This window comes from Leptodesmis sp. (assembly GCF_052746595.1).
This window is the reverse complement of the sequence record NZ_JBRAGO010000150.1, coordinates 1-7,710: the sequence shown is the minus strand read 5'-3', so window position 1 is coordinate 7,710 and position 7,710 is coordinate 1. Positions and strand designations below refer to the sequence as shown.

The following is a 7,710-nucleotide window of genomic DNA, read 5'->3' as shown; positions in this document are numbered from 1 at the left end:
GAAAACCTACGTTCTTACGGCGTTATAGCCATCTAATTCCGTACAGACTATTGAGATGGGCGATCGCTCAGTTGTCCTCAAAGGATGCGATCGAGGAGGAGACACCCCTGGAGGGAGAAACGAAGCGATTCACGCTGGATATGGAACCGGAGGAGCATGAGAGGTTTTCCATCCTGGCAATTCGGATGCGGCGGAAGAAGGCGGAGTTGGCAAGGTGGGAGATCGAACGGTTGTTGGACAGACAAGAGTAGTTAAACGGACTATCAAGATTTGATGTTCTCTCCGGAGAACACCTTATCAATGCAGTAGTGCAGTAGTTAGAACTCAAGGGAACACTAAGTCGGTTAGTTTCCTTTTCGCATAGACCTGAAAAAATCTTTTCCAGTTTTCAGAAGTCGGAAAGTTTTTTGCAGGGTTGCCTCTCTACAATAGTGGCTAAGTTAACTCAAAGCACTCATGTCCCGACATCTAGAACGTCTACTTCAAATTGATGCTCTACTTCGCTCAAAACAGCGCCATACAGCGGATAGTTTGGCTCAGGAACTGGAGATTAGCGAGAGAACGGTTCGGAATGACTTAAACTTTCTCCGCGATCGCTATGGTGCCCCCCTGGACTATACCCGGCAACAGGGCTACCACTATACCGACCCAGACTGGCGGCTGCCAACGATCACCTTGAGTAAGGGGGAACTGTTTGCCCTGACGGTGGGGGCCAGGATGCTGGAGGCTTATGCAGGGTCAACGTATGCGGAGGATTTGCGGTCTGCGATCGCTCGATTAGCAGAACGGTTGCCGGAACAAAGTTGGGTGGATTTGCAACAGTTGGCGGACGATCGTATTCTGTTTCGAGGCGGAGCCGAAATTAATCTGAACCCGGACATCTGGCACAAGCTGGAGGATGCCTGCCAGATGCATAAAACGGTGCAAATGACCTATTACACCGCTAGCCGGAATGCCGTTTCAGATCGGGGACTCGACCCCTATGTGCTGCATATTTACCGGGGTACAAATCCTTATGTCATCGGCTACTGCCATCAGCGTCAGGAGATCCGCTGGTTCCGGGTAGACCGAATTAAACAGTTAGAGATTTTAGATCAAACCTTTGTACCCGACCCCACCTTTGATGCCAGGGACCACCTGGAGATGATTTTTCAGCATGAGGCCGGGGGCGTCCCTGTGCCCGTAGCAATCTGGTTTGATGCCCGCACAGCACCCTTTATTCGAGAGCGGCGCTGGCACCCGACCCAGGAAATTCAGGAACACCCGGATGGCTCCTTGACGCTGCGGATGGTGGTGAGGGGGTTGAATGACCTGAAGCGATGGGTGCTGGGCTACGGGAAAGGGGCGATCGTCCGGGAGCCGCCGGAGTTGGTGCAGTTGGTGAGGGATGAAGTGGAAGAGATGAGACACCGATGCTTGGAGGACTAAAACCATGAATTTCCTAGAGATTCAGTTTCAACTAAGGGGTAAAACGTTACCTGCGGATCATGGATATGCGCTCTATTCAGCCGTGAAACAAGCAGTGCAAAATGCAGGGGAACCACTGACGTTTTCCGGCAATATCCCTGCAGATGTTCGACTTTGTAGTATTTCAGGAATTCCAGATAAAGACGGCATGATTTATTTGCATCGTGGTTCACGGTTGCGGTTGCGGTGTCCAGTAGATCAGGTGCAGCTCTGGTATCAACTGATGCAAAATCAGGTGCTTGACATTCGAGGGCATTTGATTCGTCTGGTACAACCCCAGCTAACACTTCCTCAAGCCAGCGAGACTCTTAAGGCCCGATTAGTGACATTTAAGTTGGAGGCGATCGACCATCCAGATGTACCATACTACTTCTTAGAATCCTGCAAAAAAGGGCTAAATCGGCTAGAAATTAATGCTCAAGCTTCTATTGATAGTACACCGGAGGGTGACTTGGCACGACGAACACTACAAGTCAAAGAGAAAAAGATACTGGGCTATGGGGTTGTTGTGGAAGGGTTAAGCGATCAGGATTCCCTCAAACTGCAGTGGTATGGCTTAGGTGGGCGGCAGCATTTCGGCTGTGGTTGGTTCTACCCGGTGAGGGAGGATGCTGATGCCGCCTAAAACTACACCACCAAAATTACAACCTGACATTCTGCTGGCAAAATCATCCCTTCCAGGCAGTGAGGACTGGAGAGGAACACACCATCTCATTGGACATACAGCAGCTGTTGTTGAATCAGTAACAACACTGGTTGATACGTTGGGGTTAGGTCTAATTCAACAGTTTGGCTTGGACTGCAAGTTAGAAGTGTTGAGAGCAACGGCACGACTAGCAGCCTATTTGCATGACTGGGGTAAGGCAAACGACCATTTTCAAATGGTTGTGCGGAATGACCTGAAATCCTTGCCTCGACAATACAGGCGCGACCCACGGGAACGCCCTCAAATGATTCGTCATGAAGTGGCTTCAATGTTAATAGCTTGGGAGTTTCAGGACTGGTTGAAACAATGTCCTGATGCCGATTTTATGATGGCGATCGCTACTGCTGGAGGGCACCACCTCAAACTGGGCGGCAAACAAGGTAAGGATACCAGTGAGTTAGGTGAAGTGCGTGAAGGAACGGGGGATACTTGCCTGTACTGGTATGTCCATCATTCCTACTTCCATAAACTCATTCGCTATGGAGTTAGGAATTTAGGTTTACCAAACACAATTCCACCGTTCAAATTCTCTCAGCGCTGGGAGCTTGGAGAAATTAAGCGAGAGAAGCGGCAGGCCGTTCTTAACGCATTTGAAAACTGGGAGCCGCATACAACATTACTGGCTGTCCTTAAAGCTTTGTTGGTTGCAGGAGACGCGATCGGATCAGCTTCGGCACAAGTTTCTATCAATATCTACGAATGGATAGAGAAGCAACTGATCGGAACAGAGGAAGAAAGTAATACTCTCACTGAAGAGGATTTACAACGGGTCATTGATGCTCGACGGGGTAACAATCCACTGCGGCAGTTTCAGGTGGACTTGAAAGAGAAGTCTGCACGAGTGACGATGGCGCGGGCTGGATGCGGCACGGGTAAGACATTAGGAGCTTATAACTGGGCGCAGAAGCATGCGATTGGGCGCAAACTATTTTTTTGTTATCCCACAACAGGAACCAGTACCGAAGGTTTCCTGGACTATGTTCAGGATGAAGTGGAATCAGTGTTGCTGCACTCCCGATCAGAGGTTGATCTAGAATTGGCAAGAACTGGGGAGGAAATTGACAATGGCGATGAAACGATTAACGAAACGGCTCAAAAGTTAGATTCCTTTAAAGCCTGGGGTGCAAAGGTCAGCATCTGCACCGTTGATACGGTTTTGGGCCTGCTTCAATGTAATCGTCGCCCACTGTATTGTTTTCCCGCGATCGCCAATGCTGCCTTTGTGTTTGATGAGGTGCATTGCTATGACGATGCCCTATTTGGAGCCTTGCTGCGCTTTCTAAAAGTAGTGAAAGCCCCCATTTTGCTAATGTCTGCCTCTTTCTTACCAGCCCAGGTGAAAGCCATTCGAGCCGCTGTGGGTGAACCTGTAGAGATTATTCATGGGCCACAGGACATTGAGCGGCAACCCCGATACCGATTTCATGAGGTAGAACAGCCCGATTGGCAGCGGGTACAGCAAGAGCTTGCCAATGGCGGCAAGGTGCTGTGGGTTTGCAATCAGGTGAATACGGCGATTGCGGTTTACGAACAGGCTAAAAGTCTGGGGTTAAATGCACTGCTTTATCACAGCCGATTTCGATATGGCGATCGCGTCCAGCACCACCGGGCGGTTGTGGATGGGTTCAAACACGATCAACCTATTTTAGCGGTGGCAACGCAAGTCGCGGAAATGTCTCTGGATTTATCAGCAACGTTGTTAGTAACACAGATCGCTGATCCGGCAGGCTTGATTCAACGCTTAGGACGGTTGAACCGCGGATATTGTGATCATGCGTTAGATGCCATATTCTATCCTGAAGACCCTAAGATGGTTGGGTTTCCCTATAGCCAGGATCAACTGGATTCAGGATTGGCACTGGTACGAGCGTTTTCTGGGGAAGTTAACCAGGCCCAATTGGCAACCTGGCTGGAGAAACTCAACATCCAGAGTGAACCCAAAGATCATTTTGTACTCCTGGATGGCAAGTGGCGGACTTATCCCGCTCCCCTACGAGAGGCAGGATATACCGTAACAGCACTCTTGAAGCAGGATGAGGCCACGATCGCCCATCTCAAATCCAGTGATCTACCTCGCTATACTGTGCCCCTACCCGCCAGGAACATTAAGGGCTGGCCTCGCCATAAAAAAGGTTACCTGATTGCACCAGCCGACCAGTGGGGGTATTCGTCGGAGTTAGGTGCTTTTGAACTGAAGAGGAGGTGAGATTGTGGCACAATTTACGCTTTCAATTTTTGATCCAAACCTGCTGTTACCCCATCGAGCAGGGATTGCAGCATTGGCGCTGGTATTGCGCAATCTCGAAGATCAACGCGAGGATGCGCCGCTGACCTGGGAGATTACTGATGATGCTGTGATATTGGCCTGGGAGGGGAGCGATCGCAATGTTGTGAAATGGCTGCTTGACCAAACCTACCAGATTACTGAACAGGGTTATCTGGCAGTTCCAGCCCTAAAGTTGGATGAGCAGGGGCAATATACCTTTACTCAGGGTGTAATAACAACCTTTTTGCAACACAGCAAGCAACGGAGTTTGGGCACACCAATCACTAGAAGTTTCATGATTGACCCAGATCAACCGGAAATTCAAATTGAGGTGCGTCCGCTGCTGAACTGCTACTATACCGACGATATGAAGGAGGCGTTTAACAGCAAGGGAGCTTTCAAGAAAGAGATTTCGCTGAAAGGACATCATTTGCCTGGGTTGGTGGAATGTTTTATCAATGGTGCCTATCAGGAATCCCCAGAAAGGTTTTTAGCACTGCTATTCCTGCCCCTGGCCTGCGGGTACTACAAATTACCGGCTCAGTCAGTAGGCGGGAAACTGGCAGCGCGATCGGCTGTTGTCATCCCGAACATTACAAACTTGTCTCATTGGGTCAATAGCCGTCGAGCAATGCCAGGACGAACCTATCGAGATTTTCGCAGTAGCGGTGCAGGGGAATCAGCGTTGCACTTTCTGTTGCAGGAGAAAACGATTGAAGAGGCTCAACAGTTTCGGGTTGATTACTGCGAAGTCTATCAATTAGGAAAACAGGTGTGGGATGGAAATCAGTCCTACCTGAAACAGGCCGTTTATCGGGTACAGGCAAGGGATTCAGTGCTGAAACTGTATGAAGTTGCAAGACAACTGTTTCCAGCTCAGGTAAAGCAAACGAGTAGTGGGGAAACCTGGTTTGCTTTATCAAAAATTCTTCCCTGGATTTGTGACAACTTAGTGCTGGGAAAGCCCTGGTACAGTGGATTTCTTGAATTCCGCAAACGGAATGGTGTTTATGAACGCAAAGGACTGGTAACAATGACTGAATATCTCAATGACGATGAACAAATCCTATTTGATGCTGTCCAAGGGGCTTTCAGCAAGTACCTGTCTGGACAAATCAAACAAGCTCAGAAGCAGGGGCGTCCCCTGGATTATGGACAGGTGACTGACAAAGTAATTTATCGAATGCAACGTCCCAGTACTCAGCAGGAATTTGCCACTGCCTTGGTAGATTTCTTGAGTCAATTTCGGAGCCAAAAGGCGCTATCTCATGGTGCTCAAATCTATCACTGGATTCATCGCGAAGCGAATTGGCGGCAGGCGAGAGATTTAGTGCTACTAGCGATCGCAACCTATACCAGTAAAAAAGGGGATGCTTTGGATGGTGCCGATGTGCCAATCGAGTCTACAGCAGAATCTGATGTAAATGAAGCAGATGAAGCTGAGATGTTTTCAATTTCTGTGAACTGATTACCCTTGCAATTATTAGGAGGCTCTATTATGTCGATTCATTTGTTTGCCACAATCGTCACTGCTACAGCCATTGCTGCCAATAACCGGGGAGAGGGCGATGGTAGTACTCTGGCAACTCTCCAGAAAATTACCCGTGGTAATGACCAATACACAACGATCAGTGCTGAAGCAATTCGCTGGGGACTGCGGGAATACTTCCAAAATCATTATGCAGAAAAGACAAATCGTACTTTTGATCCAGACAATGATAAATATATATTCAAGAACGAGTGTTTCAGTCCCGAAGACTACATTGATGATGACCTATTCGGCTACATGGATGCCAAGAAGGACAAAGATAACAAAGATAAAACGACTAAACGGCGGGGTGCGCTGGAAGTTAGCCGAGCCATCAGCCTTGATCCTTATTGGGGTGATACTGCGTTTGGCTCAAAGGGCGGAGAAAAGGGGAAAACCTCGATTCACAGCACCGAAGTTCACTGTACTGCTTATCAATACTCAGTCGCCCTCACACCTGAAAGTCTTAAAGATCCGGCACGAGCCATCTTAGCCCTGAATGCTATCGCTGCTGTGCGGCATGTCGGTGGAAACCATGCCCGCTTTCTCTACGATTTTCGTCCTGAATCGATTATCCTTCGTGTTACTGAAGACCCCAGCCCCTGGATTATGAACAGCTTTAAACGAATTGGGGATTCAGTGGGGTGTCCTCGTCTAGTGCGCTTAGTCGAGGTGGGTGATGTGAAAGCAGAGGAGTTGATTGTAGGGGGCGAGATTGCGGATACACCTTATGGTGAACAGTTAAGCAGGCTGAAAGTGGAGGTTTGTCGCGGAGTCAAAGAAGCGATCGCAACGGCTGAGAATCGACTCAAAAAGACTCAACTCAAAACGGAGGTGCCTGTTTGATGCAGCTATACCTTGACTGCCCCTGTACTAGCTTTCCTCGCAGCTTTGCACGGGACTATAAAGAAACCTACTGCTATCCACCCCCTTCAACGGTCTATGGCTTTTTGCTATCACTGGTTGGTGAGAACAATATGATGGCTCATGTAGGCGTTAGGCTTGCGATCGGTATCATTGGCAATGCTTCTCCTATTTCTCGGATTGTCCGCAAACAGCGCCATCATAAATTTAGCCGTGATCATCTGGGCACTTATCCCACAAGTAAGTTCTCAAAACCCAATCACCACGAATTGCTCACCGATCTGCAAGTTGCTATTCAAGTCGACTCTACGGAGGAAACTGCAACTGTCAAATTGGTTAATCGGATTGCGATCGCTCTTGCCACGCCAGAACAAATTAGCCGTTTCGGGGCGTTAAGTTTGGGTGAATCGTGGGCAATGGTCAATGGTGTTCGGGCCTATCGAGAATCAGATGGGGAAATTCAGTGGCTGGTTAGAAACAATCGGGGATTAATTAGCTTACCAGTTTGGATTAACCGGAATACCGGACAGGGGAGATTCCAGCGTTTTCATTTAGGTGAGTTCTGCCAAGATTGTTGGGTTTCCATTTCACCACCGATAGTTGCTGAGATACCAAAGCCAGGAAAATCTAGACGTAGTAAATCACACACCTAGTTAATAGCGCTTTGGTTAAGGGATTGAACCTTGAAAAGTGAATGACGACGTAATATAACCAGCCCCATTAGATAGGGGTTTCATAACCTTCGATCGCCACAAGGCGTTTTTTCCCTTTTATTACTGCATGGCTGCATTGTCTACCTGTAAATTGCAGAGAAACAGGTGTATTGACATTCGTGATCCTAAACGGTGGCGTAAGGCATTCAAACTGCTCAAGGGTTAT

The 7,710-nt window shown here is 48.5% G+C and carries 7 protein-coding genes; all 7 read left to right on the top strand.

Features of this window, described 5'->3' with window-relative positions:
* A partial coding sequence (locus tag ACUVQO_RS21585; protein ID WP_445927883.1) for a hypothetical protein occupies positions 1-251 on the top strand: 251 nt, incomplete at its 5' end.
* A gap of 205 nt (positions 252-456) precedes the next feature.
* On the top strand, positions 457-1,428 hold the full coding sequence (locus ACUVQO_RS21580; RefSeq protein ID WP_445927882.1) for a helix-turn-helix transcriptional regulator: 972 nt from the start codon (positions 457-459) through the stop codon (positions 1,426-1,428).
* A gap of 4 nt (positions 1,429-1,432) precedes the next feature.
* Positions 1,433-2,092, top strand: coding sequence for a type I-MYXAN CRISPR-associated protein Cas6/Cmx6 (gene cas6, locus ACUVQO_RS21575; RefSeq protein WP_445927881.1), 660 nt, complete (start codon positions 1,433-1,435; stop codon positions 2,090-2,092).
* Entirely contained in the window at positions 2,082-4,379 is a 2,298-nt protein-coding gene (cas3, locus tag ACUVQO_RS21570; RefSeq protein ID WP_445927880.1) for a CRISPR-associated helicase Cas3', read from the top strand. Before cas6 ends, cas3 begins: the two co-directional genes overlap by 11 nt.
* Positions 4,380-4,383: 4 nt before the next feature.
* Positions 4,384-5,907 (top strand): type I-MYXAN CRISPR-associated Cas8a1/Cmx1, encoded by a 1,524-nt coding sequence (gene cas8a1, locus ACUVQO_RS21565; RefSeq protein WP_445927879.1) that lies wholly within the window; start codon positions 4,384-4,386, stop codon positions 5,905-5,907.
* 30 nt (positions 5,908-5,937) lie between these two features.
* Complete coding sequence (gene cas7i / locus ACUVQO_RS21560; RefSeq protein WP_445927878.1) at positions 5,938-6,813, top strand: type I-B CRISPR-associated protein Cas7/Cst2/DevR; 876 nt, start codon at positions 5,938-5,940, stop codon at positions 6,811-6,813.
* Positions 6,813-7,484, top strand: coding sequence for a CRISPR-associated protein Cas5 (gene cas5 / locus ACUVQO_RS21555; protein WP_445927877.1), 672 nt, complete (start codon positions 6,813-6,815; stop codon positions 7,482-7,484). Before cas7i ends, cas5 begins: the two co-directional genes overlap by 1 nt.
* The last annotated feature ends 226 nt before the right edge of the window (positions 7,485-7,710 follow it).